Below are 26,405 nucleotides of genomic sequence, written 5' to 3'. Positions count from 1 at the left end.
GGCGGGGCGCGGGCGGGGCCGCGCCGGCGCACCGCGCGGGGGCCGGCCCCCCGCCGCCCCCCCCCCCCGCGCCGCCCCCCCCCCCCCCCCCCCCCCCCCCCCGGCCCCGCCCTGAGCCTGCGAGGGGTGGGGAGGACGGGGTCCTTCCTCAGTCGGGCATGCGCAGGATCGGCTTGACGACGGCGCCGCTGTGGGAGGCCTCGACGGCGTCGGAGATCTGGTCGAGCGGGAAGTACTCGACCAGCCGGTCGAACGGGAACCGCCCCTGGGCGTAGAGGTCCATCAGGGCGGCGATGAGGGCCTGGCCGTGCCCGCTCCCGCCCAGGGTGCCGCGGATGGTCTTGCCCCACAGGGTGCTCAGGTGGTCGGCGCTGAACTCCGCCCCGGCCGGCGCGCCGCCGATGAGCAGCGCCGTGCCGAGCATGCCCACCGAGTCGATCGCCTGCCGGACGACGGAGACGACGCCGGTGCAGTCCAGCGCGGCGTCGGCCGGGCCGCCGCAGATCTCCTGGACCGCCTGCACCGGGTCGGTGTCGGTCGCGTCGACGGTGTGCGTGGCGCCCAGGTCGGTGGCCACCCGCAGCCGGCCGGCGTGCCGGTCGACGGCGATGATCGTCGTGGCCGCGGAGTTGCGGGCGGCCATCACCGCGGCCAGGCCGACCGTGCCGGCGCCGTAGACCACGATCGAGCTGCCCGGCTCCGGCCGCAGGGTGTTGAAGACCGCGCCCGCGCCGGTGGCCAGCCCGCACGCCAGCGGGCCCATGAGCTCGACCGGCAGCCCCTCCGGGACGGGCACGAGGGAGGAGGCGGTGGTCATCGAGTAGGTGGCGAAGGACGACTGGCCGAAGAAGTGGCTGGCCAGCGGCCGCCCGTCGACCGTGCGCAGCGCGGACGGGCCGTCGAGCCGGTGCCCGCCGCCCACCAGCTCGCCCATCCGCAGGCAGTAGCGCGGCTGCCCGGCGGCGCAGTTGCGGCAGTCGCCGCAGTACGGCCAGCCGAGGACGACGGCCTGGCCCTCGCGGATCCCGGTGACGCCCTCCCCGACCGCGACGACCGTGCCCGCGCCCTCGTGGCCCAGCACGCCCGGCAGGGGGAAGGGCAGGTCGCCGTCCCGGGCGATGCCGTCGGTGTGGCAGAAGCCGGTGGCCGCCAACTTCACCAGCACGTCGCCGGGACCGGGCTCGTCGAGCTCGACGTCCTGCACGACGAACGGGCCGTGCAGCTCCTCGACGACGGCGGCGGTGATCCTCACGCGGGTCCTCCTCGGTTCAGCGGGGTTCCTCGGCGGCGGCGGCCGGCACCTCGACCGGCCACCCGCCGCCGGCGGACTGGGTGAGCACGCGGGAGATCCCGCGCGCCGCCGCCCGCACGCCCGGGGCGGCGGACCGGACGGCGGCCGGGGAGTCCCCGCGCACGACGACGGACAGCGCGGCGACCACGCTGTCCCGCAGGACGATGGGGGCGGCGACCGACACCGCGTCGGCGGTCACCTGGCGGTCGCTGATCGCCAGGCCGGCCCGCCGGACCTCGGCCAGCACCCGGCGCAGCTCTCGCGGGTCGGTGATGGTGTGCGGGGTGTAGCGCTTGAGCGGCGCGGCCAGCACCCGCTCCTGGACGTCGACCGGCGCGTGCGCCAGCAGCACCAGCCCCACCCCGGTCGGCGGCAGCGCGAACCGGCCGCCGACCTGGGTGAGCACCATGACCGCGTCCCGGCCGGCGAACCGCTCGACGAAGACGACCTCGACGTCGTCGCGGACGGCCAGCTGCACGTTCTGGTGGGTGACCTCGTAGAGGTCCTCCATGAACGGCAGCGCCGCCTCCCGCAGGCCCAGCCCGCGGGGGGCCAGCGCGCCGAGCTCCCACAGCCGCAGCCCCACGCGGAAGCGGCCGTCGGCGTCCCGCTCGAGCCCGCCCCACCGGCGCAGCTCCCCCACCAGCCGGTGCGCGGTGGACAGCGGCACGTCGACGACGCGGGCGATCTCGGACAGGGTGAGCGCCGGGCGCTCCCGCGTGAAGGCGTCGAGGACGGCGAGCAGCTTCCCACCCGACGTCCTCGGCCGGGTCAGCTCGGCGTCGGCCACGCTGCGCGGCGGGCTCAGAGGTCCAGGACCAGCTTCGGACAGGCCGCCCGGGACACGCAGATGAACATCGTGTCGTTGGCCGCCTGCTCGGCCGGGGTGAGCAGCGAGTCGCGGTGGTCGACCTCGCCCTCCAGCACCGCCGTCTCGCAGGTGCCGCAGGTGCCCTCCTGGCAGGAGGAGAGCACGGGGATCCCGGCGTCCTCCACGACCTCGAGGATCGACCTGTCCGGCGGCACGGTCAGCGTCAGGCCGCTGGTGGCCAGCTCCACCTCGAAGGAGTCGGCGAGCACCGGCTCGCCCTGCTCCTTGGGGCTGAACCGCTCCAGGTGCAGGCTGCCCTCGGGCCAGGACGCGCAGTGCTGCTCGACGGCCTTGAGCAGCGGCTCGGGGCCGCAGGTGTAGACCAGCGTGTCCGGCCGGGGGGTCCCCAGGATCTTCGGCAGGTCGATCAGGCCGACCTCGTCCTGCGGGTGCAGGGTGACCCGGTTGCCGGTCGCGTCCTCCAGCGCCTCCAGGAACGCCATGGACCGGCGGCTGCGCCCGCCGTAGTGCAGCTCCCACTCCGCGCCGGCGGCCTCGGCGGCGGTCAGCATCGGCAGGATCGGGGTGATCCCGATGCCGCCGGCCACGAACAGGTACTTGGGCGAGTCGACCAGCTCGAAGTTGTTCCGCGGGCCGCGCACGTCGATCTCGCTGCCCTCGGTGAGCGCCGCGTGCACGTGCTCGGAGCCGCCGCGGCCCTCCGGCTCGCGCAGGACCGCGACCCGCCACGCGGAGCGGTCGTTCGGGTCGCCGCACAGCGAGTACTGGCGGACCAGGTCCTCGCGCAGCTTGAGGTCGATGTGCGCGCCGGGCGCCCAGGCGGGCAGCTCGGCGCCGGAGGGGTCGCGCAGGTCGAGGACGACGACGCCCTCGGCGCCGGTCGTCCGGGTGGCCACCTGCAGGCGCAGGTCCACCTCGTCGTGCGTGGTGTGCACGGGGTGCTCCGTTTCGACGTCGGGCAGGCCGCATCCCCGGCCCGCGGAGGAGCGGGCCGGGGACGGCGTGCTCAAACCAGGACGGGGGTGCGTGACCTGATGATCGACGGGTCGGTGACGCGGTGGGCGGGCGGGGGCGGCAGGACGTCGGGCAGCGGCCGCACCGTCGGCCCGCCGGCCGGGTGGTCGGGATGGGCGAGCAGCCACTCCCACATCTCGATCGGGTCCTCGCCCTCGGCCTCGGCGCCGCAGTGGCACAGGCCCCGCAGCCGGTCGGAGCCGGGCAGCCAGTTGACCCGCAGCACCTTCTCGCCGACCAGGACCTCGCGCGGTGGGGGCAGGGTCATGCCGTTCCCTCCCGGGCTCGTGCCGTAGACGGCGCTCACCGCGCGGTCGCCACCGGCTGCTCGGCCGGGGCACCGGAGGCCTCGGCGGCCATCCGGGCGATCAGCCGGCGCGCGGCCAGGCCGCCGGTGTCGATGTTGATCGACAGCTCCTGGTACCCGTCCGGCTCCCCGGTGAGGACCTTCTCCAGCACGTCGAGCGCGGTGACGTCCTGGAGGACGACGGTGCGGTTGTTCTCCCGCAGGAAGTCCGAGACCTCCTGGTCGTCGAGCGCGAAGTCGCGGGCGACGGCCCAGAAGTCGTGGGTGGAGTGCTCGGTCTCCGGGGTGATCGCGTAGACCACCTCGACGTGGAAGGCGTCGGGGTCGGTGCCGTCCTCGTTGGGCAGCACGCCGACCGGGGCGATCCGGCTGTGCAGCTTGTAGAGGCAGGGCGGGGTGAACTCGATGTCCTGCCAGCGGGTGATCCGGCCCTTGATGCCGGTGCTCTTCGCGTAGAAGGGCGGGCACTCGGCGTCGGCCATGTGCCGGCTGACGTAGACGATGCCGGCCTCGTCGTCGACCTCGGTGGTGATCGGCGTCTCGGCGACCTCCGGGGTCCCGATGTAGCCGCCGTGCAGGTAGGTCTCGTGGGAGAGGTCCATGAGGTTGTCGATCAGCAGGCTGGCGCGGGCCTGCAGCGGCTCCATGCCGCTGACCGTCGTCCAGCCCTCCTGGTCCAGCCAGGGCGCCCGCGGGATGCGGGTGGTCTCGGCCTTGTCCGGGTCGCCGATGAAGACCCAGACGAAGGAGTCCTGCTCCACCACCGGGTAGGACTTCAGCCGGGCGGTGCGCGGCACGCGCTTCTGGCCGGGGACGGCGACGCACACGCCGTCCGCGCCGTAGGTGAACCCGTGGTACCCGCAGACGACGGTGTCGCCGTTGAGGTGGCTGGGCTTCTCCGACAGCGGGAACCGGCGGTGCACGCAGCGGTCGCTCATGGCGGTGACCTGGCCGGCCTCGGTCCGCCAGAAGAGGATCGACTCCCCGCAGATCGTGCGGCTGAACAGCTCGCGGCCGATCTCGCGGCCGTAGGCGGCCACGTACCACTGGTCCTGGACGATCGACGTCATCGCATGCCCCTCTGCTCGGCTGTCCGGCTCGTACCCACGGTGACTGTCATCACCACCTCCGGGTACTCGACTTCCACGATGTGGAAGTCGTTGTCCTCAGCGGGTCAGCGCAGGGTGCGCGGGCGCCCGGCCACCGCGGCCGCGCCGGCGAGGACCGCGGTGACCCCCAGCAGCAGCACCAGCGGGGCGACCCACCCGCCGGTGACCGCGTACGCCGCCCCGACGAGCAGCGGCCCGGTGGCGCCGACGCCGTACCCGATCAGCTGCGCCATGCCCGACAGCCTCCGGGCCGCGGCGTCGTCGGCGGCGCGCAGCACGAGGACGGTGAAGGCGAACGCGATGCCCGCCCCCTGCGCGATGCCCCCGAGCGCCGCCCACACGACCCAGGCCCCCGGCGCCACCAGCAGGCCGCCGACCAGCAGCGCCCAGGACGCCGCGACGGTGACACCCAGGCCGCTCTGCCCACCCGGGCGGCGGCGCCGGGCGAGGACCGCCGGGACCAGCAGGCTGCCCGGGATGCCCAGGATCTGGAACAGCGAGGCCGCCACCGCCCCGGGGCGCAGGCCCGAGCCGAGCTCGTCGAGCAGGAGCGTCGGCAGCCAGGCGGTGATCCCGTAGTACAGGACCGACTGGAGGGCGAGCACCGTCGCCACGGCCCAGGCCACCGGCGACCGCCAGACCGCCGTGGCCGACCCCGGCGGCGCCGTCCCGGGGACGGTCCCGCCGGCCGGGCGGGGCCCCCGCCCGCGGGTGGCGGTGACCCACAGGGCGGCCGCCAGCAGCGCGAGGACCGCCCAGGCGGCCAGCGCCGTCCGCCAGCCGGTGAGGCCGGCGATCGGGGCGGTCAGCGCGGCCGTCAGCGCCGCTCCCGCGCACAGGGCCGCCGTGTAGAGCCCGGTGACCGTGCCGGCGCGCTCGGCGAACTCCCGCTTGGTGACCGCGGGCAGCAGCACGTTGCCCAGGGTCATGCCGGCGCCGACGACGGCGGTGCCCGCCAGCAGCAGCGGGGCGCCGCCGAGCACGCGGAGCACCGTGCCCGCGGCGATGGCCAGCAGGCCGGCGCACAGGGCCGCCTCGGCGCCGATCCGGCGGCCGAGCCAGGCCGCGGGCGGCGCGAGGACGGCGAAGCAGAGCACCGGCAGCGTGGTCACCAGCCCCGCCACGGTCGGCGAGAGGCCCAGCTCGGCGCGCATCTCCGGCAGCACCGGGGAGACCGCGGCGATCGCGCCGCGCATGTTCACGCCGGCCAGCAGGACGGCGGCCAGCACGAGGCCCCCGCCCGCGGACGGCCGCAGGCCCGCCCGGGGGTCCGGACGGGCCTGCGAGAGGTGCTCCGAGGTCACTCCTGAGGCTTACTCCTGCGGGAGCAGGCCGTCGATGTCGGGCTCGTTGTCGAGCAGGCCGGACTCGACCATGAGCTCGCCCATCCGCTCGATCTGCTCACGGCGCAGGTCGGTGCCGAACTCCTCGATCCGCACGTTGGCCATCGCCCCGGCCGGCGTCTGGAGGAACTCCTCGGCCTCGGTGCGGACCGCGTCGGGGTTCTGGTCGGCCCACTCGAGGGTCTCCTCCAGGGCCGCCGTGAAGTCCTCGACCAGCTGCGGGTCGGACTCGACCAGCTGGCCGGAGGTGAAGAACAGCTGGGTCGGGTGCCCGGGCACCGACTCCTGGCTGGAGTAGCTCGCCACCGGGTGGCCCGACGAGATCAGCTGGGAGAGGAAGGGCTCGGGGACCCACACCGCGTCGACGTTGCCGGCCTCCAGGGCCGCGGGCATGTCGGGGAAGGGCAGCTCGACGTACTGGATGCCCGACGGGTCACCGCCGTCCTGGCGCACCGCCTCGTCGATGGTCAGCTGGCCCATGCCGTTGAGGGTGTTGACCGCGATCCGCTTGCCGGCGAGCCCGGCCGCGGAGGTGACCCCGGAGTCCTTGTTCGCCACGACGCCGTTGACGTCGTCGCCCTCGGCGTGCGTGGAGGTCCAGTGGCCGATGACCCGGACGTCGAGGCCCTGGTCGCGGGCCTGCAGCAGCGAGACCGGGTTGCTCGTGGCGAACTCCATCTGGCCGGAGGCGACGGCCGGCAGCAGCGCCGCCCCGCCCTGCCCGGTCTCGATGGTGACCTCGATGCCGTGGTCCTCGAAGAAGCCCTGCTCGATGCCGCCCTGCAGGGCGCCGGTGACGGCCACCGGGAGCAGGCCGGCGGTCACCTGACGCAGCTCACCGCTGCCGCCCGCCGCCGCGCCGCCGCCCGAGGCGGCCTCGTCGTCGCCTCCCCCGCACGCGGCGAGCGCGAGCGTCGTCGCGGCCAGCACGGGGACCCACTTGCGGAGCATCTGCTCTCCCGATGTGTGCGATATGAATGACAACCTCAACGGTTGACGATCGGGATGATGCACGTCACAGCGGCGCGGGGCAAGCCCCCGCGCCCGTCAGCCCGGCACGACGACCGCGCGACCGGCGATCAACCGCCCGAGCAGGTCGCGCAACTGCCCTTGCTCCTCGTCGGTGAGACCCCCGAGCTGTCCCGCGTGCGCCTGCGCGGTCGCGCGTGCGGCCCGCTGCCGCACCGCCCGGCCGGCGTCGGTGGCCACCACCAGCTTGGTCCGCCGGTCGCTCTCGGACGGGCGCCGCTCCACGAGCCCGGCCTCGGTCAGCTCGTCGACGAGGAGCACCACCTGGCTGGGGTCGAGCGCGAGCGCCTCGGCGAGGTCCCGCTGCGACATGCCGACATCCGAGTCGCAGGCCAGCAGCAGGGCGGAGTAGGAACGCACCCGCAGGCCGTGTTCGGCCAGCGCGGCGTTGGTGGCCCGCACGAGCAGCCCACTGGCCCGGGAGAGCAGGTAGCCGACGTCGTCGGTCAGGGCGGTGCCGTCCATGAGGACCTCCATCGTTGACGACCTCCACGATAGCGGCCTAGCGTCGGGCGTCACCCCCCTTCGGCGATGGAGCCGCCATGGACACCGAGAACCTGGTCGCCATCGACGTGCACGTGCACGTCGAGCAGGACCTGCACGGCCACCTGTCGATGGACGACGAGCTGCTGGAGGCCGCCGCCGCGTACTTCAAGGGCGAGCCGCACCACCCGACCGTGCCGGAGATCGCCGCGCACTACCGGGCGCAGGGCATGGCCGCGGTGGTCTTCACCGTCGACAGCGAGCTGGCCACGGGGCACCCGACGCTGTCCAACGAGGAGATCGCCGAGGCCGCCGCCGCCCACCCCGACGTGCTGATCCCGTTCGGCTCGATCGACCCGGCCCGGGGGCAGTCCGGCGTCCGCGCGGCGCGCCGGCTGGTCACCGAGCACGGGGTGCGCGGTTTCAAGTTCCACCCCTCGATCCAGGCGTTCGAGCCCAACGACCGCCGCGTCTACCCGCTCTACGAGGAGCTGCAGAGCCTCGGGGTGCCGGCGCTTTTCCACACCGGCCAGACCGGGATCGGCTCGGGCCTGCCCGGCGGGCGGGGCATCAAGCTGCGCTACTCCGACCCGATGCTGCTCGACGACGTCGCCGCCGACTTCCCGCACCTGACGATCATCATGGCGCACCCCTCGGTGCCCTGGCAGGACGCCGCGATCTCCGTCGCCCAGCACAAGGCCAACGTCTACATCGACCTGTCCGGCTGGTCGCCCAAGTACTTCCCGCCCCAGCTGGTCCGCGCCGCCAACACCCTGCTCAAGCGGAAGGTGCTGTTCGGCTCGGACTACCCGCTCATCTCCCCCGAGCGCTGGATCAGCGACTTCGCGAAGCTGGACATCCGGGACGAGGTCCGCCCGCTGGTCATGAAGGAGAACGCGGTCCGCGCCCTCGGCCTGGGGAGCTGAGGTGCGCAACGCCGGTCTCGGGTCGTGGCCGGAGCGGCGGCTGCGGATCTCCCCCGACCGCGACGCGATCTGGTTCGAGGGGACGACGACCTCGCACGCCGGGTTCGCCGAGCGGGTGCGCCGGACCGCGGGCGCCCTGGCCGCGCTCGGCGTGCGCGGCGGTGACCGGGTGGCCTGGACCGGCACCAACCACCCCTCCGCGCTGGAGACCCTCTACGCCTGCGGGCAGCTGGGCGCGATCTGGGTGCCGGTCAACGCCCGGCTGACCGCGCCCGAGGCGCAGTACGTGCTCGAGCACTCCGGCGCAGGTGTGGTCGTGCACGGCCGCGACTCGGGCGAGCTCGCCGACGCGCTGCGCGACCGGCTGCCCGGCGTGCGCGCGTGGGTGGCCGCCGAGCCCCCGGCACCCGGCGGCGCGGACTCGCGCCCCTACGAGGAGCTGCTCACCGCTGCCTCCCCCGAGGTCCGCGACGAGCCGGTCGCCCTCGACGACCCCTGCCTGGTCATGTACACCTCCGGCACCACCGGCCGGCCCAAGGGCGCGGTGCTCACCCACGGCAACATGACCTGGAACGCCACCAACCAGGTGCTGGGCATGGACTTCACCGCCGACGAGCGCACCCTGGCGCTGGCGCCGCTGTTCCACATCGGCGGGCTCAACGGCACCGTCAACCCCACGCTGCTGCGCGGCGGCTGCGCGGTGGTCGTGCGCCGGTTCGACCCGGCCGGGACGCTGCAGGTCATCGAGGAGCAGCGGGTCACCTCCTTCTTCGCCGTCCCGACGATGCTCGACGCGATGAGCCGCGAGCCGGACTTCGCCGCCCGCGACCTGTCCTCGCTGCGGACCATCGGCGCCGCCGGAGCCGCGGTGCCGATCCCCACGCTGCGGACGTGGCTGGACCGCGGCGTGACCATGCAGCAGTGCTACGGCATGACCGAGGCCTCCCCCGGCTGCACCGCACTGGACCCCGCCGACGCCGAGCGCAAGGTCGGCTCCGCGGGCAGGCCGCTGTTCTTCACCGACCTGCGCGTGGTGCGCGCCGACGGCACAGACGCCGACGTCGACGAGGTCGGTGAGGTCGTCGTCTCCGGCCCCAACGTGATGGCCGGCTACTGGCGGGACCCCGAGCAGACCGCCGCCGTCCTGCGCGACGGCTGGTACCACACCGGCGACGCGGGCTCCCTGGACGCGGAGGGTTTCCTCTACATCCGCGACCGCTACAAGGACATGATCATCTCCGGCGGGGAGAACGTGTACCCCGCCGAGGTGGAGTCCGCCCTGCTGGAGCTGCCCGGGGTGGTCGAGGCCGCGGTCATCGGCGTCCCGGACCCGAGGTGGGGGGAGGCCGGGCTGGCGGTCGTCGTCCCGGCGCCCGGGGCGACCGAGGACGCCGAGGCGATCCGCACCGCGCTGCGCGAGCGGCTGGCCGGGTTCAAGGTCCCCCGCTCGGTCGAGTTCGTCGACGAGCTGCCCAAGACCGCCACCGGCAAGATCCGCAAGCCCGACCTGCGGGAGCGGTTCGCCGGCCGGTAGCTCACGGCAGGCGGTAGGCGGCGTCCGGCACGTCGGTGACGAACATGTGCCCCGGGGCGTGGGTGATGGCGAACGGCGGCCGCGACGCCATGAGCGCCGCCTGCGGGGTGACCCCGCAGGCCCAGAACACCGGGACGTCGCCCTCGGCGGCCTCCACCGGGTCGCCGAAGTCGGGCCGGCCGAGGTCGGCGATGCCCAGCGACTCCGGCGGCCCCACGTGCACCGGCGCCCCGTGCACCTGCGGCATCCGGGCGGTGACCTGGACAACGGTGGTCACCAGCTCGCCCGGGACCGGCCGCATCGTGACCACCAGCGGGCCCGACAGGCGGCCGGCGGGCCGGCAGTCCCGGTTGGTGCGGTACATCGACACGTTGCGCCCCTGCTCGATGTTGCGCACCGGGACGCCGGCGTCGAGCAGCGCGGTCTCGAAGCTGAAGCTGCAGCCGATGAGGAAGGCGACCAGGTCGTCGGTCCACAGGTCGACGACATCGGTCGGCTCGTCCACCAGCGCGCCGTCCCGCCAGACCCGGTACCTCGGCAGGTCGGTGCGCAGGTCCGCGTCGGGGGCCAGCACGGTGCGCGGCGACCCGGCGTCGGTGACGTCGAGCAGCGGGACCGGCTGCGGGTTGCGCTGGCCGAAGAGCAGGAAGTCGTAGGCCCAGTCCCGCGGCAGGACGACGAGGTTGGCCTGGGTGTGGCCGGGCGCGAGCCCCGAGGTGTGGACGGCGGACCCGCTGCGGCAGGCCGCCCGGACCTCGGCCGGGCCGGCCGGGGACACCGTCTGCTGCGTCATGGGGCCATGCTGCCCCGCCGTCCCGCTCCCTGCCGTCCCGCTCCCTGCCGTCCCGCTCCCCGCCGTCCGCCGGCGCCCCCACCCCCGCGATCATGAAGTCCGGGAAGCGACACGCGGGCGATCCGCGGCGTGTCGCGTCCGCAACTCCATGATGGCGGCGAGGTGTTCCGCATTGCCGGGGCCCGGTGGCGGCTCTAGCGTCCCGGGCAGCCGTCCTGCCTGGGAGGACCATGGACCTCAACTCCGACCTCGGCGAGGGCTTCGGCCAGTGGCAGCTCGGGGACGACGACGCGCTGCTCGGGATCGTGACCAGCGCCAACGTCGCGTGCGGCTTCCACGCCGGTGACCCCTCGATCATGCGGCGGGTCTGTGAGCGGGCCGCGGCTGCCGGCGTGGCCGTCGGCGCGCAGGTCTCCTACCGCGACCTGGCCGGTTTCGGCCGCCGGTTCATCGACGTGGCGCCCGACGAGCTGACCGCCGACGTCCTCTACCAGCTCGGCGCGCTGGAGGCGTTCGCCCGGGTCGCCGGCACGCGGGTGCGCTACGTCAAGCCGCACGGCGCGCTCTACAACACGATCGTCGGCCACGACGAGCAGGCGGCGGCCGTCGTGCGGGCCGTCGTCGAGTACGACCGCACCCTGCCGGTGCTGGGCCTGCCCGGCTCGGCCTGGCTGCGGCTGGCCGGGGAGGCCGGGCTGGAGACCGTCCGGGAGGCCTTCGCCGACCGGGCCTACACGCCGGCGAGGACGTTGGTGCCCCGCTCCCACCCCGGAGCCGTGCTGCACGACCCCGAGGAGATCGCCCGGCGCTGCGTGGCCATGGCCACCGGGGAGCCGATCACCGACGTCCAGGGCGGGGTCCTGCACGTGGACCCGGAGTCCATCTGCGTGCACGGCGACACCCCCGGGGCGGTGGCGATCGCCCAGCGGGTGCGGGCTGCCCTCACCGACGCCGGCGTCGGGCTGGCGCCGTTCGCGGGCTGATGCGGGTCCTGCCCAGCGGCTCGACCGCGCTGCTGGTCGAGCTGGACGGGCTCGACGAGGTCCTCGGGCTGTACGCGGCCCTCACCGAGGACCCGGTCCCCGGCGTGGTGGACGTCGTCCCCGCGGCCCGCACGGTCCTGCTCGTCGTCGACCCGGCGCGGACCGGGCTCGCCGCGGTCGAGCAGGCGGTGCGGGAGGCCCGGCCCCGGCCCGACCGCGGCGGCTCCGGTGAGCGGGTGGAGCTGCCGGTCGTCTACGACGGCGCGGACCTCGCCGACGTCGCCGGGCTCCTCGGGGTGACCCCGGAGGAGGTGGTGCGCCGGCACACCGGCACCGAGTGGACGGTCGCCTTCTGCGGGTTCGCCCCCGGGTTCGGCTACTGCACGCCCGACGGCGAGCCCTGGCACGTGCCCCGCCGCGAGACGCCGCGGACGAAGGTGCCCCCGGGGTCGGTCGGCCTGGCCGGGGAGTTCAGCGGCGTCTACCCGCGGGAGTCCCCCGGGGGCTGGCAGCTGATCGGTCGCACCGACGTCGCCGTCTTCGACCTGTCCCGCGACCCGGCCGCGCTGCTGCGACCCGGCGTGCGCGTGCGGTTCGTGGAGGTGGCGTGAGCCCCCGCAGCCTGACCGTCCTCTCCCCCGGCCCGCTGACGACGGTGCAGGACGCCGGCCGGCCCGGGCAGGGTGCCCTGGGCATCGGCCGCTCCGGCGCCTGTGACCGCGCCGCCGCCGCGCTGGCCAACCGGCTCGTGGGCAACGACATCGGCGCTGCGGTGCTCGAGGTGACCCTCGGGGGCCTGGCGCTGCGGGCCGACGCCGACCTGGTGGTGGTCACCACCGGCGCGCGCTGTGGGGGCGGCGCCGCGCACAACGCGCCGGTCAGGCTGGCCGCCGGCGAGGAGCTGCGACTGGGGCCGCCCGCGTCCGGGCTGCGCACCTATTTCGGCGTGCGCGGGGGGATCGCCGTCGAGCCGGTGCTGGGCAGCCGCTCCACCGACCTGCTCTCCGGGCTGGGTCCCCCTGCCGTCTCGGCCGGTGACGTGCTGCCCGTCGGCCCTCCGGCCGGCGCCATGCCCGGGGTCGACCTGGCGCCGGTCCCCGACCCGGCCGGCGGCGAGGTGACGGTGCGGGTGCTCCCCGGCCCGCGCGCGGACTGGTTCGCCGACACCGCGCTGCCCGCGCTCACCGGCACCGCGTGGACGGTGACCGGGGAGAGCAACCGGATCGGCCTGCGGCTGGACGGACCGCCGCTGGAGCGGGCGCGCACCGGGGAGCTGGCCAGCGAGGGCATGGTCCGCGGCGCGCTGCAGGTGCCGCCGTCCGGGCTGCCGGTGCTCTTCCTCGCCGACGCCCCGGTCACCGGCGGCTACCCGGTCCTCGCCTACGTCGCCGACGAGGACGTCGACCGGTGCGGCCAGCTCCGCCCGGGCCAGGCCCTGCGGTTCCGGGGTGCGTCTCTCGGCAGATGAGACACTGCCCGGCGTGGGACGGGTGGCGACGGGCGAGTCGGTGCTCTCCCGCGCCGTCCGGATCCTGGCCGCCTTCTCCGCCGACGAGAAGGAACTGCAGGTGTCGGAGATCGCCCGCCGCACCGGGCTGCACGTGGCCACCGCCTCCCGGCTGATCGCCGAGCTGGTCGGCCACGGCCTGCTCGAGCGGGGAGCCGACCGCCAGGTGCGGGTCGGCGTCCGCATGTGGGAGCTGGCCTCCCGGGCCTCGCTGACGGTGTCCCTGCGCGAGGCGGCGATGCCCTACCTGGAGGACCTCCACGCGGTCGTCGGGCACCACGCCCAGCTCGGCGTCCGGGACGGCGACGACGTGCTGTTCGTGGAGCGGCTCTCGGCGCGCGACGCGGTCATCAACTACTCGCGGATCGCCGGCCGGCTGCCGTTGCACATCTCCTCCTCGGGACTGGTGCTGCTCGCCTACGGCCCGCCGGAGCTGCAGGAGCGGATCCTCTCCCGCCCGCTGGCACAGCACACGGCGGCCACGATCACCGACCCGGACCGGCTGCGGGCCACCCTGGCCGACGTCCGCCGGCAGGGCTTCGTCGTCACGCCGGGGCACGTCCACCCGGACGCCGCCGGGGTCGCCGTGCCGGTGCGCAACGGCCTGCAGGAGGTCGTCGCGGCGCTGTCGGTCATCGTGCCCAACGACGGCCGGGCGATGACACAGGTGCCGGCGCTGCTGGCGGCGGCGCGGGGCGTGACGCGCACCCTCTCGGCCGGGCCGCTGGCCCGCCTCTCCCGCTGAGTCTCACTCTTCGAGAGACCGCTGTGGCGGGCTGTGAGCCGGGTCGCATGATCCGCGTCACGTCTGCGGGCCCGGATGGCCCGCGGAGCACCGAGAGGAGTCCTCCTTGTCCCCTGCGCCCGGGGTCCCCACCCCCCACGGACGCCCCCGCTCCCGCCTCCGCCGCACCGGCTTGGCCCTGGGCTGCGCACTCACGCTGGCCCTGGCCGCCTGCGGCTCCGACGACGGCGGCGAGGAGGCCTCCGGCGGCGCGGGCGGCACCACCGCGCTGACCGTCGGCTACTTCCCGCTGGTGCACACCGCCAGCGCGGTGCACGCCGACGAGACCGGCATCTTCACGGAGCAGGGCCTCGACGTGACCCTGGAGCAGACCGCCGGGGGCGCGCAGGCGATCCCGTCGCTGATCGCTGGCGAGTACGACATCACCTACGGCAACTACACCTCGGCGCTGCTCGCCGCGCAGCAGGGGCTCCCGGTGCGCATCATCGCCGGCAACGACGTGGGCGCCGACGACCACGCGATCATGGTCGCCTCCGACTCGGCGTACCAGTCACCGGCCGACCTGGCCGGCGCCCGGGTCGCCGTCAACAACCTGCAGAACATCGGCACCGTGGCGGTCAACGCCGTGCTCCAGGACGCCGGGGTCGACGTCTCGACGATCCAGTTCCTGGAGCTGCCCTACCCGGACATGGCCGCGGCGCTCGACGCCGGGGACGTCGACGCCATCTGGCAGGTCGAGCCGTTCCAGGCCGCCGCCCTCGCCGGCGGCGCCCGGGTGCTCTTCCCGCTGTTCAGCGGCCCGGTCGAGGACATGCCGGTGGCCGGCTGGCTGACCACCGAGCAGTACGCCCAGGAGAACCCGGAGGCCGTCGAGGCCTTCCGCGCCGCGATGGCCGCGTCCATGGAGCAGCTGCAGGGCGACCGTGAGCGGCTGGTCGAGCTGGTGCCGACCTACACCCAGGTGCCGGCCGAGACAGTCCAGCAGGTGGCGCTCCCCGAGTGGGACGCCGAGGTCGACGAGGCCCAGCTGCAGGAGATGGCCGACCTGATGCTCGAGTACGGGATCATCAGCGAGGAGTTCGACGTCCAGACCATGATCGCCGGGTGACGGCGCCGGGAGCATCGCAGCGAGCGCCAGCGAGCGAGGAGCGGACCGGCGCGCGGAACCCGGCCGGAGTCATCGCCGGGTGACGGCGCCGGGAGCATCGCAGCGAGCGCCAGCGAGCGAGGAGCGGACCGGCGCGCGGAACCCGGCCCGAGTCATCACGGGTGAACACCGGCCTGACGGCCCGCGGCTTCTGCCGCGGGCCGTCAGTGGTGCAGCGCCGGCGGCGGCTCGCCGGCCCACGCGGCGCGCAGCAGCGCCGTCACGCCCTCGCGGGTGACCGGCCGCGGGTTGGCGTAGGGACTGGCGACGGCGAGCTCGGCGATCCGCGGGACGTCGTCCTCGGCCATGCCCAGCTCGGCCAGCGACCGCGGCGCACCCAGCCGGCCGGCGAGGTCCCACAGCGCCCGGGCGGGGTCCGGGACGCCGCCGAGGGCGCGGGACAGCGCGGCGACCGCCTGCGGGGCGGCGGGCGCGTTGTAGGCCAGGGCGTGCGGCAGGACGACGGTGTGGGTCGGCGCGTGCGGGAGGTCCAGCGTGCCGCCGAGGGTGTGGCAGAGCTTGTGGTGCAGCGACATGGTCGTCGCGCCGAGCACCGACCCGCACAGCCACGACCCGTAGAAGGCCTCGGACCGGGCGTCGAGGTCCCCGCCGTCGGCCACCACCGCCGGCAGCGCGGCGGCCAGCGCGCGCACCGCCTCCTCGGCCATGAGCGCCACCACGGGGTTGGTGTCCGGGGCGTAGAGGCCCTCGACGGCGTGGGCCAGGGCGTTCACCCCGCTGGTGGCCGACAGCGCCGGCGGCAGCCCGAGGGTGAGCTCCGGGTCGTAGAGCGCGGCCCGGGGCAGCACCCGCAGGTCGCGGCCGGTGCGCTTGGCCCCGCCCTCGGTGAGGCCCCAGACGGGGGTCATCTCCGAGCCGGAGTACGTGGTCGGGATGGCGAGCAGCGGCAGTCCCGGGTCGAGGGCGAGCGCCTTCCCGAGCCCGATCGCCGAGCCGCCGCCGACGGCGACGCACCCGTCGGCGGACATCTCGCGGGCACGGTCGCGGGCGCGACCGGCGACCTCGACCGGCACGTGCATGCGGGCCTCGGCGAGGACGCCCACCGCACGGTCCCCGAGCAGGTCCGCGACCCGCCGTCCCAGGTCCTGGTGGTTGGGACCGCACACCACGACGACCCGCGAGAGCCCGAGGCCGGCCACCTCCTCGGGCAGCCGGGCCAGGACCCCGGGCCCGAACACCACCCGGGTGGGCAGCCCCTGGTGGACGAAGGACAGGGGGCCGGTCACGCCCTGGCCCCCGCGACCGTCCCGGCACCCTGCTCCTGGGCAGCGGCCTCGGCGTCGTACCCGTACAGCCAGGCGTTGTGTGCCAGCGGGTCGTCCCCGGCGAACGCGGCGTCGCGCGCCTGCTGCTCGGGACCGTCGGGCAGGTGGTGGTGGGCCTGACGGCCGCGGCTGGCCTGCTGCACCCGGGTGGCCCGCGGGACGCGCACCGCCTCGTAGCGGGCCAGGGCCTCGGGCACGCTGCGCCCGGCCAGGCACACCGCCAGAGCGGCGGCGTCCTCCACCGCCTGCGCGGCGCCCTGGGCGAAGAACGGGAACGAGGGGTGGGCGGCGTCGCCGAGCAGCGCCAGCCGGCCCGAGGTCCAGGTCGGGATGGCCTCGCGGTCCAGCAGCGCCCAGCGGCCGACCTCACCCGCGGCCGCGATGAGCGCCTCGAGCCGCGGGTCCCAGCCGGCGAACTCCGCCGCGAGGTCGGCCACCCGGCCCCGCGACTCCCACGACTCGACGTCGAAGTCCCCCGCCGGCGTGAACGCGACCAGGTTGACCAGCCGGCCCCCGGAGACCGGGTAGTGCACGAGGTGGCGGCCCGGGCCCAGCCACAGGGTCTGCGCCGGCCGGCGGGCCAGGTCGGGTGCGGCCTCCGCGGGGACGAGCGACCGCCAGGCACAGATCCCCGAGTACCGCGGGGGCCCGGGCTGGGCGACCGAGCCGCGCAGCACCGAGTGGATGCCGTCCGCGGCGACCACGACGTCGCTCGTGACGGCCGTGCCGTCGGCCAGCACGAGTCGGGCCACCTCGTCGTCCTGCTCCACGCCGACCACCCGCCGGCCCAGGTGCAGGGCGTCGGCGGGGACCACCGAGCGGAGCAGGTCGAGCAGGTCGGCGCGGTGCACCACCCAGGTGTCCTCGCCGTACATCGCGGCCGAGTCGGTCAGCTGCTGGCTGAACAGCACCCGGCCGTCCTGCCACCGCCGGAACTCCCAGCCGATCTCGAGCCGGACGCCGCGTCCCTCGAGGCCGTCGGACAGGCCGAGCCGCCGCAGCAGGCGCATGAGGTTGGGCGCCACGACCAGCCCCGCACCGATCTCCCGGTACTGGCCGGCCTGCTCGTGCACCGACACCTCGTGTCCCGCCCGGTGCAGGAAGGCCGCCGCGGCCAGCCCGCCGATCCCGCCGCCCGCGATGGCCACCCGCACAGCCGTCCTCCTCTGCTCCCGACGTCGCGATCCTGCGGTCCCGCACCGACCGCCCGGTAGTGCCCTTCCCGCCCGGTCGAAGGCCGATCCTCCGCGACGCGGGCCGGACCGGCCGGACGGGCCCCGGTCCCCACGGGGACCGGGGCCCGGTGAGGCTCAGCCGCTCAGTCGCTGCTCACGATCAGCTCGGAGGTGTCCACCTCGTCCTCGACGAGACCGTACTGGCGCATCAGCTCCTCCACCTGACTGATGCCCTCGGGCTCGTCCTCCTCCGCGAAGACGACCGGGTTGAGCCCGGCAGCCACCTCCGGCGTCAGCTGGGTGTAGGTCGGCACCACCTGGGCGACCAGGTCGGGCTGCTCGGCGACCCGGGCGATGGCCTCGTCCATCGCCGCCTGGAAGGCCGCGACGGTGTTGGGGTTCTCGGCGGCGAACGGCGCGGAGGTGATCCAGCCGGCCACCGGCAGCTCCTCGGTGGGCCCGGCGAAGACGTCGAGCACGAGCTGCACCTGCTGGGTGTCGGTGCCGATGCTCACGAACGGCTCCACCAGCCACGCAGCGTCGACGTTGCCGGAGGCCATGCCGGGCAGGAACTCCGGCGGGGCCAGCTCGACGAACTCGACGCTGTTCGGGTCGACGCCGTTCTCTTCGAGTGCGGCCCGGGTGGTCAGTTCCATGATGTTGCCGAGGCCGTTGATCGCGATGCGCTTGCCGGCCAGGTCGGCGGGGCTGGTGATCCCGCTGCCCGGAAGGGCGTACACGCCCTGCACGCCGGGCCGGTCGTTCTCGCGGACGACGCGCAGCGGCAGCCCCTGCGATGCAGCCTGCACCACGGACACGTAGTTGCTGTAGGCGAACTGAGAGTCGCCCGACACCAGCCCGGTGATCAGGCCGGCCCCGCCACCCGCGGCCACCTGCGGGGTCACCGTCAGGCCGTGCTCCTCGAACAACCCCTCCTGGACGGCGACGTAGAACGCCGCCACCTCGGCGAACGGCTGGACCCCGACGGTGATCTCCGTCGTCTCCGGAGCCCCCGTCTCGCCGCTGCCCCCGCTCGGGCCCGCCGCGGCGCTGGCGTCATCCGACGAGCCCCCGCAGGCGGCCACGGACAGAGACAGCACGACGGCGGACGCCGCCAGTGCCAGTCGGGTGGTCGAGGAACGCTTCACTGAATTCCTTCTCTCGCAGGGCGGATGGGCTGGTGCGGGTGGACGACGCCCGTCGTCACGTGAACAGGAACCCCTCGTAGTCCTTGGCGGCCACGTCGTCGGCGATCTGCCGGTAGGTGCCGACGCCGCCGACGTAGGGCATGAAGACGCGAGGCTTGCCGGGGGTGTTGGCGCCGAAGAACCACGAGTTCGGCGAGCGCGGGTAGAGCGTCCGGCCGGCCACCTCGTTGACGTGCTCCACCCAGGCCTGCTCGGCCTCGTCGGTGGCCGACACGCGCCGCACGCCGCGGAGGTCGGCGTGCGCGAGCAGCGCGGTGATCCACTCCACGTGCTGCTCGATGCTGTTGACCATGTTGCTGAACACCGAGGGGCTGCCCGGCCCGGCGACGATGAAGAGGTTCGGGAAGCCGGCCGGCGCAACGCCGAGGTAGCTGCGCGGGCCGTGCGCCCACTTCTCCCGGAGGCTGCGGCCGCCGACGCCCCGAACGTCGATCTTGAGCATGGAGCCGGTCATGGCGTCGAAGCCGGTCGCGAAGACGATCACGTCCAGGTCGTACTCGGCCTCGGTCGTGGCCAGCCCGGTCGGCGTGATGCGCTCGATCGGCGCGCGTCGCACGTCGACGAGGGTGACGTTCTCCCGGTTGAAGGTCTCGTAGTACCCGGTCCCGGAGCAGAGCCGCTTGGTGCCGAAGTGGAAGCCGCGCGGCGAGAGCAGCTCGGCGACCTCGGGGTCACGGACGATCTCCCGGATCTTCCCGCGAACGAACTCGGCACACTCCTCGTTGGCCACCGGGTCGACGAGGATGTCGGAGAAGGCCCGCATCATGTACAGGCCACCGAGCTGCCAGCGCAGCTCGAACTCCTGCCGACGCTCCTCGGCGGAGACCTCCATGGCCTTCTTCGGGTTGGTCAGCTGGTTGTGCCCGAAGCCGGACACGCGGGCCTTCGCACGCCGTTCGGGGTACTCCGCCTTCCATTCCCGCTCGACCTCCTCGATCATCGGGTGGTTCTGCGCCGGCATGCAGAAGTTGGCGGTGCGCTGGAAAACGGTCAGGTGGGCGGCCTGCTCGGCCACGAGCGGGATCAACTGGGTCCCCGAGGAGCCGGTGCCGATGACGCCGACCCGCTGGCCGGAGACGTCCACCCCCTCGTGCGGCCAGTCCCCGGTGTGGAACCACCGGCCCTGGAAGGTGTCCAGGCCCTCGATGGCCGGCACCTGCGCCACCGACAGGACGCCGGTCGCGAGGATGCAGAAACGTGCCGAGACGACGGCACCGTCCTCGGTGCGGACGGTCCACCGGTCGGCCGCCTCGTCGAAGATCGCCGCCGTCACCCGGCTGTCGAGCCGGATGTCGCGCCACAGGTCGTGGCGGTCGGCGACGTGGTGGATGTATCGGAGCAGCTCCGGCTGGGAGGCGTAGCGCTCCGACCAGCGCCACTCCTGCTGCAGGTCCTCGTCGAAGGAGTACGAGTAGTCCAGGCTCTCGATGTCGCACCGGGCCCCGGGATACCGGTTGTGGTACCAGGTGCCGCCGATGTCGCTGCCGGCCTCGAAGACCTGCACGGTCCAGCCCAGCGCGCGCAGGCGGTACAGGGCGTAGAGCCCGGCGAACCCGGCACCGACCACGACCGCGTCGACCTCGCGCGGCACGCCGGCGTCCTCCGCCCCGACCAGGTGCGTGTGCACCTGCTGCTGCTCCCCCACGTGTCGCCTCCCGCGTGTCGTCGTCGAACGGCGACGACTGTCGCGGCGCGTCCGCGGGCTGACCACACCGCTTCTCGCCGCGTGAGAATCTCTCGGTGGCGGCAGATCCACCGGGTGGGACGATCCCCGGGTGACCGACGCCGCGTCCCGCGACAACCTGCTCACCCGGGCGGTCCGCATCCTCGAGGCCTTCGACGCCGACCACCGCGCCATGCCGGTCGCCGCGCTGGCCCGCCGCGCCGGCCTGCCGACGCCGACCGCCTACCGCTTGGTCGATCAGCTGGTGGAGCTCGGGGTTCTGGAACGGGCACCCAGCCGCCAGGTGCGCATCGGCCGGCGGCTGTGGGAACTGGCGTCCCGCTCCTCGGAGACGGTCGGGCTGCGAGACGCCGCGATGCCCTACATGGACGACCTGCACGCCGTCGTCAAGCAGCACACCCAGCTGGCGGTCCTCGAGGGCGACGAGGTCCTCTACCTGGAGCGGAAGTCCTCCCGCGGCGCCGAGGTCGTCAACATCACCCGGACCGCCAGCCGGTTGCCGGCGCACAGCTGCTCCTCCGGCCTGGTGCTGCTGGCGCACGCGAGCGCGGGCGCCCAGGAGCGGGTGCTCTCCTCGCAGCTGCGCCGGATGACGCCCCTGACCGTCACCGACCCGGCCGAGCTGCGGCGTCTGCTCGCCGAGACGCGCTACCGCGGCTACGCCGTCGTGCGCGGGTGGGTGCACGAGGAGGCCGCCGGGGTGGCGGTTCCGATCTGGGGTCCCGACGGCGAGGTGGTCGCGGCACTGTCGGTGATCATCCCCAACGACGAGGCCCGGCCGGCCGCGGTGATCCCTGCCCTCCTGGCCACGGCGCGCGGGATCGGACGGGCGCTGGCCACGAGCGGGCGGTCCCCGGCGCCGCGGTCGGCCTGAGCCGGACGCGCGCCGGGCCCGGCACCCCGCGACGGGGGTGCCGGGCCCGGAGCGCCGGCGTCAGGCCGTGGGCTGGCCGATGACGGCCGGGGCGTGGGTGTCCACCCCGTCGGGGGTCTCCTCCCGCGGCCGGTGGATCTGCGAGTAGACCTGGGCGCGCAGCTCGGCGAACCGCTGCGAGGACCGGGTGTGGAGCTGGTCGCGCTCGTCGGGCAGGTCGATGGTGAGGTCCTGGCGGATCACCGTGGGCGAGTTGGACAGGATGAGCACCCGCTGCCCGAGGTAGACCGCCTCGTCGATGTCGTGGGTGACGAACAGGGTGGTCACCTGGAACTTGTGCCACAGGTCGCGGATGAGGTCCTCGAGGTCGGCGCGGGTCTGCGCGTCGACCGCGGCGAACGGCTCGTCCATGAGCAGCACCTGCGGCTCGTAGGCGATGGCGCGGGCGATGGCCACGCGCTGCTGCATGCCGCCGGAGAGCTGCCACGGGTAGGCGCTGTGCGCGTCCTTGAGACCGACCGCGGCGATCGACTCGTCGACGAGCTCCTTGCGGCGGGCGGCGGGCACCTTCCGCTGCTTGAGCGGCAGCTCCACGTTCTCCCGCACGCTCATCCACGGGAACAGGCTCCGGCCGTACTCCTGGAAGACGATCGCCATGCCCGGCGGCGGGCCGACGACCTTCTTGCCATCGAGCACGACCGAGCCCGAGGTGGGCTCCAGCAGCCCGGACATGCACTTGAGCAGCGTCGTCTTGCCACAGCCCGAGGGGCCGACGAGGCAGACCAGCTCGCCCTTGTCCAGGGTGAAGGTCAGGTCGCGGACGGCCTCGACCGTGCGGGACTTGCCCTCGTAGACCTTCTTGAGGCCGGTGACCTCGAGCATCGCGTTGCGCCTTCCGTTGAGGGGTTCGAGGGTCGTCGGGGTGCGATCGGTGCGGTCAGCCGGCGCGCTGCGCGCGGCGCAGGCCGTGGTACCAGGCCAGCCACCGGCTCTCGACGATGCGGAACAGCAGGGACAGCAGGAAGCCGAGCAGGCCGAGCATCAGCATGCCCGCCCACATCTCCGGGATGGCGAAGCTGCGCTGCGCCTGGACGATCGCGAAGCCCAGGCCGTCGCTGGCGGCGAACAGCTCGCTGATCACCATCAGGATGATCGCCACCGACAGGCCCTGCCGCAGGCCCGCGGCCATCTGCGGGCTGGCCGCCGGCAGGATCAGGTGCCGCAACCGGGCCGCGCCGGAGATCCGGTAGGTGCGCGCGGTGTCGGACAGCACGCTGTCGACGGCCCGCACGCCCTCGGCGGTGTTCAGCAGGATCGGCCACATGCACCCGAACGCGATGACCACGATCTTCATCGTGTTCTCGATGCCGAAGACCAGCATGAGGATCGGGACGATGACCGGCGGCGGGATCGCCCGGAAGAACTCGAGCACCGGCTCGAGCAGGTCCCGCAGGCGCTTGTAGGTGCCGATCAGGACGCCGAGGGTGACGCCGACCAGCGCGGCGATGAGGTAACCGGCCGCGAGCCGCAGCAGGCTGGGCAGGACGTCGTCGGCCAGCCGGGGCCCGAACCACTCCTCGACGAGGCTGTCGATGATCCGGGACAGCGGCGGGAAGTAGAAGTCGGTGCTGCTCGCCGACGTCACCCACCAGAGGACGAACAGCACGATCGGCAGGCCGAAGGTGAAGCCGATCCGGCGCAGGACCTGCATCAGAGGGCGACCTCTCCACGCTGGGACGGGTGCCAGCTCAGCGCCCGTCGCTCGATGAACCGGAACACCAGGTTGACCGCGACGCCGAGGAGGCCGGTCACGACCACGAGGGCGTAGGTCGCGGCGATCGCGCCGCTGCTCTGTGCCACCGCGAGCCGGTTGCCCAGCCCCGGGTTGCCGATGACCAGCTCGGCGGTGACGGCCAGGATCAGCGCGACCGACGCCGACAGGCGCAGGCCCGTCATGACGTAGGGCAGCGCCGTGGGCCAGGTGACGTAGCGGATCCGCGCAAGGAACCCGAACCGGTAGGCCCGGGCGGTGTCCTGGGCGACCGGGTCGACGTCCTGCACGCCGTAGAGCACCTGGATGAGCATCTGCCAGAACGCCGCGTAGACGACCAGCAGCAGCTTGCTCTCGATCTGGGTGCCGAACAGCAGCACCGCCAGCGGGATCAGCGCGACCGACGGGATCGGCCGCAGGAACTCGATGGTCGAGGCGGTGACCTCGCGCAGGATGTGCGAGCTGCCGATGACGATGCCGAGGACGACGCCGGCGACGGCGGCGATGGCCAGGCCCAGGGCCCAGCCCTGCAGCGTGTCCAGCAGCGCGACCCAGAACTCGCCCTGACCGAGCTGGTCGACCAGCGCGGACCCGATCTGCGAGGACGTCGGGAAGAACTGGCTGGGCAGGACGCCGATGCGCGGCAGCACCTCGAACAGCAGGACGAGGGCGACCAGGCCGATCGCACCGAGCAGGATCGGCGAGCTGCCGACCGCGCGCTTGGCCGGGGGCTTGGGCGCGACGCCGGCCTCGGGGTTGTCGGCGGCCGGCTCGTAGACGGTGACGGGCGCGGAGTCGGTCACGGCCGCGTCACCTCCGGTCCGGCGTGCCGACCCCCGCTACGGTGGGCCGGCCCGCCGGGGGCGGTGTCCGCGCCGGCGGCGGCGGCGGACGACTGCGGAGCGGCCGCGGGGACCGCTGGGGTTCGGCGCATCGGCGCTCTCCGGGAGTTCAGGTGGTGGGGGCAGGCAGGTGTTCGCCTTGCGAACCACTGTTCTTCCTGAGCACGGAAACAGGTGATCGGGCTCACCGTCAAGTTCGACTTTCCGGAAGTGACCGCGCCGTGATGGTCAGCACGGGGCTGCTTGCCGAACACCCGTTCACTCTGCGCACAATGTGACGCGGAGCGCAGTCCTGCGCCCCATCCCAGGAGGAAGCGCGTGGAGATCGCCGACCTGACCCAGGACTCGGCCGTCCTGCCGGCCCGCGACAGCACGTTCGTGCAGTCGCTCGACCGGGGGCTGGCCGTCATCCGGGCCTTCGACGCCGAGCACCCCCGGCTCGGGCTGTCGGAGGTCGCGCGCGCCACCGGGCTGACGCGCGCCGCGGCGCGGCGCTTCCTGCTGACGCTGGTGCAGCTGGGCTACGTGCGGGTGGACGGCCGGGAGTTCTCGCTGCGCCCCCGGGTCCTCGAGCTGGGGTACTCCTACCTGTCCGGGCTGACCCTGCCCGAGGTGGCCGAGCCGCACCTGGAGTCCCTCGTCGCGCGGGTCAACGAGTCCTCCTCGGTGTCGGTGCTGGACGGCGACGACATCGTCTACGTGGCCCGCGTCCCCACCAAGCGGATCATGACGGTGCTCATCGCGGTGGGCACCCGGTTCCCCGCCCACCCGACGTCGATGGGCCGGGTGCTGCTGGCCGGGCTGCCGCACGCGGAGCTCGCCGCCTACCTGCAGCGTGCCGAGTTCACGTCCTACACCGAGCACACGATCACCGACCCGGTGGAGCTGCGCGCCGTGGTCGAGCAGGTGCGGCGCCAGGGCTACGCCGTCGTCGACCAGGAACTGGAGACCGGCCTGCGCTCGGCCGCGGCGCCCATCCACAACGCCGACGGCCAGGTGGTCGCCGCACTCAACGTCTCCGCGCACGCCAGCCGGACATCGATGGAGCAGCTGGAGGAGGAGCTGGTCCCCGCCCTGCTGGAGACCGCCCGCCACGTCGAGCACGACCTGCTCCGGACCGGGCGCCCGCGCTCGTGACCTCTCCCGAACTGCACCGGTCCGGCCGGTGGTGGGCCTGGCTCGCGCCCGCCGCGGCCCTCGTGGTCGTCGCGCTCTGCCTGCGGGCGCCCTTCGCCGCGGTCGGCCCGGTGCTCGGCGAGCTCAGCACCGAGCTGTCCGTGCCGACCTCGGCGCTGGCGGTGCTGACCGCGCTCCCGCTGGTCTGCTTCGGCGTGGTCTCCCCCACCGCACCGGCGATCGCCGCACGGATCGGCGTCCACCGCGCCGTCCTGGCCGGCGCGGTCGTCCTCGTCCTCGGGGTCGCGCTGCGCCTGGCCGGGACCTGGGGGCTCTACGCGGGCACGGTGCTGCTCACCGGGGGCATCGCGGTGGTCAACGTGCTCCTGCCGGCCGCGGCGCGCGCGGAGTACGGCGCGCGCAGCGCCCCGGTCCTCGGTGCGGTGACCGCCTCCATGGCCCTGTCGGCGAGCCTCGGCGCCGGGCTGGCCCAGCCGCTGGCCGACGCCGCGGGGAGCGCCGTACGCGGCCTCGCGCTGTGGCTGGTCCCGGTGCTGGTCGCCACCGCGGCCGTGGGTGTGCTGGCCCTGCGCCGGCGGGAGCCGGCGGGCGGCCCCGCGGCCGCCCGCCTCCCGGTCGCCGCCGTCCTGCGCGACCGCGTGGCGCTCGCCGTCACCGTCTTCATGGGGCTCCAGTCGCTCACGTTCTACGCGATGCTGACCTGGCTGCCCGACATCCTCGAGGACGACGCCGGGGTCTCCGGGGTGGCCGCCGGCGGGCTGCTGGCCCTCGCCGCCGCGGTCGGCGCCCCCTGCGCCCTCGTCGTCCCCCCGCTGGCCGCCCGCCGGCCCAGCCAGGTCCCGTGGGTGCTCGGCTGCAGCGCGCCGATCCTGGTGGCCCTCGTCGGCCTGCTCGTGGCCCCGGCCGCGGCCCCGGCCGTCTGGGCCGTGCTGTACGGCCTGGGCACGGGGCTGTGCTTCCCACTGGCCATGACGCTGGTCCTGGTGCGCACCCGCGACGTCGCCCAGACCGGGCGGCTCTCGGCGGCCGCGCAGAGCGTCGGGTACCTGCTGGCCGCCACCGGTCCGCTGGCGGTCGGCCTGCTGCACGACGCGACCGGCGCGTGGCGGCCGAGCCTGGCCCTGCTGCTGGTGCTGCTGGTCCTCCAGGTGGGGACCGGGCTGTCCGCGGCCCGGCCCCGCCTGGTCACCGAACGGGAGCCGGCGGAGGCCACCGAGGCCGCCCCCGCACGATCCTGACCGACGAGACGGGAGAACTGATGGACAAGGTGGTGGGCAGCGCCGTGGAGGCGGTGGCCGACGTGCCCGATGGCGCGGTGCTGGCGGTGGGCGGGTTCGGGTTGTGCGGCATCCCGTACGCGTTGATCGACGCGCTGCTGGAGAAGG

26 protein-coding genes and 1 pseudogene are annotated in these 26,405 nt (G+C 74.4%); 11 read left to right on the top strand and 16 right to left on the bottom strand.

Annotated elements, in window-relative coordinates; all coding sequences use genetic code 11:
* Nucleotides 1–148 precede the first annotated feature (148 nt).
* The 8 genes and pseudogenes from ACI79I_RS23995 to ACI79I_RS23960 all read right to left on the bottom strand — a co-directional run bounded on the left by ACI79I_RS23995 (nucleotide 149) and on the right by ACI79I_RS23960 (nucleotide 7,390).
* Complete coding sequence (locus ACI79I_RS23995; protein ID WP_456995019.1) at nucleotides 149–1,252, bottom strand: NAD(P)-dependent alcohol dehydrogenase; 1,104 nt, start codon at nucleotides 1,250–1,252, stop codon at nucleotides 149–151.
* Nucleotides 1,253–1,268: 16 nt separating this feature from the next.
* Nucleotides 1,269–2,081 carry an IclR family transcriptional regulator gene (locus tag ACI79I_RS23990; RefSeq protein ID WP_456995017.1) on the bottom strand — a complete coding sequence of 271 codons (813 nt, stop codon included), beginning with the start codon at nucleotides 2,079–2,081 and terminating at the stop codon, nucleotides 1,269–1,271.
* Between the two features lie 14 nt (nucleotides 2,082–2,095).
* Nucleotides 2,096–3,100 (bottom strand): annotated as a pseudogene (locus ACI79I_RS23985) (PDR/VanB family oxidoreductase); the annotation flags it as partial.
* Between the two features lie 29 nt (nucleotides 3,101–3,129).
* On the bottom strand, nucleotides 3,130–3,405 hold the full coding sequence (locus ACI79I_RS23980) for a hypothetical protein (RefSeq protein WP_456948054.1): 276 nt from the start codon (nucleotides 3,403–3,405) through the stop codon (nucleotides 3,130–3,132).
* A 35-nt stretch (nucleotides 3,406–3,440) separates the two neighbouring features.
* Nucleotides 3,441–4,514, bottom strand: a complete 1,074-nt coding sequence (locus tag ACI79I_RS23975) for an aromatic ring-hydroxylating dioxygenase subunit alpha (protein ID WP_456995015.1) — start codon at nucleotides 4,512–4,514, stop codon at nucleotides 3,441–3,443.
* A gap of 104 nt (nucleotides 4,515–4,618) precedes the next feature.
* Nucleotides 4,619–5,857: an MFS transporter gene (locus tag ACI79I_RS23970; protein ID WP_456995013.1), complete on the bottom strand. Its 1,239-nt coding sequence runs from the start codon at nucleotides 5,855–5,857 to the stop codon at nucleotides 4,619–4,621.
* A 9-nt stretch (nucleotides 5,858–5,866) separates the two neighbouring features.
* Nucleotides 5,867–6,847, bottom strand: a complete 981-nt coding sequence (locus ACI79I_RS23965; protein WP_456995011.1) for an ABC transporter substrate-binding protein — start codon at nucleotides 6,845–6,847, stop codon at nucleotides 5,867–5,869.
* A 96-nt stretch (nucleotides 6,848–6,943) separates the two neighbouring features.
* On the bottom strand, nucleotides 6,944–7,390 hold the full coding sequence (locus ACI79I_RS23960) for a MarR family winged helix-turn-helix transcriptional regulator (protein WP_456995009.1): 447 nt from the start codon (nucleotides 7,388–7,390) through the stop codon (nucleotides 6,944–6,946).
* A gap of 77 nt (nucleotides 7,391–7,467) precedes the next feature.
* Between ACI79I_RS23960 and ACI79I_RS23955 the strand changes: the two genes are divergently transcribed.
* Together ACI79I_RS23955 and ACI79I_RS23950 are read left to right on the top strand one after the other, a co-directional pair.
* A complete protein-coding gene (locus ACI79I_RS23955; RefSeq protein WP_456995007.1) occupies nucleotides 7,468–8,334 on the top strand; it encodes an amidohydrolase family protein in 867 nt (288 codons plus the stop codon).
* A gap of 1 nt (nucleotide 8,335) precedes the next feature.
* Entirely contained in the window at nucleotides 8,336–9,868 is a 1,533-nt protein-coding gene (locus tag ACI79I_RS23950) for an acyl-CoA synthetase (RefSeq protein ID WP_456995005.1), read from the top strand.
* Nucleotide 9,869: 1 nt separating this feature from the next.
* Here ACI79I_RS23950 and ACI79I_RS23945 read toward each other — a convergent pair whose 3' ends face one another.
* Nucleotides 9,870–10,661, bottom strand: coding sequence for a putative hydro-lyase (locus ACI79I_RS23945; protein ID WP_456995003.1), 792 nt, complete (start codon nucleotides 10,659–10,661; stop codon nucleotides 9,870–9,872).
* A gap of 230 nt (nucleotides 10,662–10,891) precedes the next feature.
* Between ACI79I_RS23945 and ACI79I_RS23940 the strand changes: the two genes are divergently transcribed.
* The 5 genes from ACI79I_RS23940 (at nucleotide 10,892) to ACI79I_RS23920 (ending at nucleotide 15,004) form a co-directional block, all read left to right on the top strand.
* The gene (locus ACI79I_RS23940; protein WP_456995001.1) at nucleotides 10,892–11,644 is read left to right on the top strand and encodes a LamB/YcsF family protein; all 753 of its coding nucleotides are present in this window, start codon (nucleotides 10,892–10,894) and stop codon (nucleotides 11,642–11,644) included.
* A complete protein-coding gene (locus ACI79I_RS23935) occupies nucleotides 11,644–12,255 on the top strand; it encodes a 5-oxoprolinase subunit B family protein (protein ID WP_456994999.1) in 612 nt (203 codons plus the stop codon). Before ACI79I_RS23940 ends, ACI79I_RS23935 begins: the two co-directional genes overlap by 1 nt.
* On the top strand, nucleotides 12,252–13,112 hold the full coding sequence (locus ACI79I_RS23930) for a 5-oxoprolinase subunit C family protein (RefSeq protein WP_456994997.1): 861 nt from the start codon (nucleotides 12,252–12,254) through the stop codon (nucleotides 13,110–13,112). Before ACI79I_RS23935 ends, ACI79I_RS23930 begins: the two co-directional genes overlap by 4 nt.
* 13 nt (nucleotides 13,113–13,125) lie before the next feature.
* Nucleotides 13,126–13,896 (top strand): IclR family transcriptional regulator, encoded by a 771-nt coding sequence (locus tag ACI79I_RS23925; protein WP_456948043.1) that lies wholly within the window; start codon nucleotides 13,126–13,128, stop codon nucleotides 13,894–13,896.
* Nucleotides 13,897–14,068: 172 nt separating this feature from the next.
* The gene (locus ACI79I_RS23920) at nucleotides 14,069–15,004 is read left to right on the top strand and encodes an ABC transporter substrate-binding protein (protein ID WP_456994995.1); all 936 of its coding nucleotides are present in this window, start codon (nucleotides 14,069–14,071) and stop codon (nucleotides 15,002–15,004) included.
* 203 nt (nucleotides 15,005–15,207) lie between these two features.
* On the opposite strand, the gene ACI79I_RS23915 is transcribed toward ACI79I_RS23920, so the two are convergent.
* From ACI79I_RS23915 to ACI79I_RS23900, 4 genes are all read right to left on the bottom strand, one after another.
* Nucleotides 15,208–16,290, bottom strand: a complete 1,083-nt coding sequence (locus ACI79I_RS23915; protein ID WP_456994993.1) for a maleylacetate reductase — start codon at nucleotides 16,288–16,290, stop codon at nucleotides 15,208–15,210.
* Nucleotides 16,287–17,483, bottom strand: a complete 1,197-nt coding sequence (locus ACI79I_RS23910; RefSeq protein ID WP_456994991.1) for an FAD-dependent monooxygenase — start codon at nucleotides 17,481–17,483, stop codon at nucleotides 16,287–16,289. The genes ACI79I_RS23915 and ACI79I_RS23910 overlap by 4 nt, the downstream gene beginning before the upstream one ends.
* Nucleotides 17,484–17,647: 164 nt before the next feature.
* The gene (locus tag ACI79I_RS23905; RefSeq protein ID WP_456994989.1) at nucleotides 17,648–18,652 is read right to left on the bottom strand and encodes an ABC transporter substrate-binding protein; all 1,005 of its coding nucleotides are present in this window, start codon (nucleotides 18,650–18,652) and stop codon (nucleotides 17,648–17,650) included.
* Nucleotides 18,653–18,707: 55 nt separating this feature from the next.
* Entirely contained in the window at nucleotides 18,708–20,357 is a 1,650-nt protein-coding gene (locus ACI79I_RS23900) for a flavin-containing monooxygenase (protein WP_456994987.1), read from the bottom strand.
* Between the two features lie 130 nt (nucleotides 20,358–20,487).
* Here ACI79I_RS23900 and ACI79I_RS23895 point away from each other — a divergent pair, with 130 nt between their 5' ends.
* Nucleotides 20,488–21,270 (top strand): IclR family transcriptional regulator, encoded by a 783-nt coding sequence (locus ACI79I_RS23895; RefSeq protein ID WP_456994985.1) that lies wholly within the window; start codon nucleotides 20,488–20,490, stop codon nucleotides 21,268–21,270.
* 60 nt (nucleotides 21,271–21,330) lie between these two features.
* Here ACI79I_RS23895 and ACI79I_RS23890 read toward each other — a convergent pair whose 3' ends face one another.
* From ACI79I_RS23890 to ACI79I_RS23880, 3 genes are read right to left on the bottom strand one after another with little or no spacing between them, the layout of a single operon-like run.
* Nucleotides 21,331–22,152 (bottom strand): ABC transporter ATP-binding protein, encoded by an 822-nt coding sequence (locus tag ACI79I_RS23890; RefSeq protein ID WP_456948039.1) that lies wholly within the window; start codon nucleotides 22,150–22,152, stop codon nucleotides 21,331–21,333.
* Nucleotides 22,153–22,207: 55 nt separating this feature from the next.
* Complete coding sequence (locus tag ACI79I_RS23885; RefSeq protein ID WP_456948038.1) at nucleotides 22,208–22,981, bottom strand: ABC transporter permease; 774 nt, start codon at nucleotides 22,979–22,981, stop codon at nucleotides 22,208–22,210.
* Nucleotides 22,981–23,844, bottom strand: a complete 864-nt coding sequence (locus ACI79I_RS23880; RefSeq protein ID WP_456994982.1) for an ABC transporter permease — start codon at nucleotides 23,842–23,844, stop codon at nucleotides 22,981–22,983. Before ACI79I_RS23880 ends, ACI79I_RS23885 begins: the two co-directional genes overlap by 1 nt.
* Nucleotides 23,845–24,201: 357 nt before the next feature.
* Here ACI79I_RS23880 and ACI79I_RS23875 point away from each other — a divergent pair, with 357 nt between their 5' ends.
* From ACI79I_RS23875 to ACI79I_RS23865, 3 genes are all read left to right on the top strand, one after another.
* Nucleotides 24,202–25,020 (top strand): IclR family transcriptional regulator domain-containing protein, encoded by an 819-nt coding sequence (locus tag ACI79I_RS23875; RefSeq protein WP_456994980.1) that lies wholly within the window; start codon nucleotides 24,202–24,204, stop codon nucleotides 25,018–25,020.
* Complete coding sequence (locus ACI79I_RS23870) at nucleotides 25,017–26,258, top strand: MFS transporter (RefSeq protein ID WP_456994978.1); 1,242 nt, start codon at nucleotides 25,017–25,019, stop codon at nucleotides 26,256–26,258. Before ACI79I_RS23875 ends, ACI79I_RS23870 begins: the two co-directional genes overlap by 4 nt.
* 20 nt (nucleotides 26,259–26,278) lie before the next feature.
* Nucleotides 26,279–26,405 (top strand): CoA-transferase (locus tag ACI79I_RS23865; RefSeq protein ID WP_456948071.1); only part of this gene is annotated, 127 nt, incomplete at its 3' end.

The organism is Geodermatophilus sp. SYSU D01105, assembly GCF_054050095.1.
The sequence above is the reverse complement of the archived record's forward strand: the minus strand, read 5'-3'. Positions and strand labels throughout refer to the sequence as shown.